Genomic DNA, 521 nt, shown 5'->3' with positions numbered 1-521 from the left:
ATGCACTTCCATGGTTTTTGCGTCGATGTATGGCTCTAACGCATCGTATGGGTAAGGCAGAGCGGGAAATGTATGCGACATAGTAAATCCTCCTTAATCGGAGGATTTACTCTAGTGTTAATGAAAATCATTATCAACTGAAATCTTGTAGGGTTATTTGCCTACTTTGACTAAAGGCAGCGTGATGGAGACGCGCAAACCTCCCAGTGGGCTGCGGCTCGCGACAATCGTACCGCTGTGCTGACGAATCGCACTTTCGGTGATGGTTAACCCTAATCCTGTGCCGCCAGAGTGACGATCACGAGCAGTAGACACACGATAAAATGGACGGAAAATCGCTTCTAACTCTTCATCCGGCACACCATCACCGTTGTCATCGACGGTAATCGTCAGTGTGTCAGTCTTGTCTTGAATGTCTATCTGCACTTCATCTTTTCCGTAATAAATCGCGTTGCGAATGATGTTTTCTACCGCGCTCATCAACAGTTTTGGGTTGCCTGAGATATGTCGCTCAGGGATCT

At 47.0% G+C, this 521-nt stretch carries 1 protein-coding gene and 1 pseudogene; both read right to left on the bottom strand.

Annotation, left to right across the window (positions count from 1 at the left end):
• Positions 1–81: pseudogene (locus R8N49_RS30330) on the bottom strand (superoxide dismutase); the annotation flags it as partial.
• Positions 82–153: 72 nt separating this feature from the next.
• Positions 154–521 (bottom strand): ATP-binding protein (locus R8N49_RS30325; RefSeq protein WP_318190848.1); only part of this gene is annotated, 368 nt, incomplete at its 5' end.

Source organism: Vibrio sp. 1978 (assembly GCF_033344345.1).
This window is presented reverse-complemented; position numbering and strand designations above follow the sequence as displayed.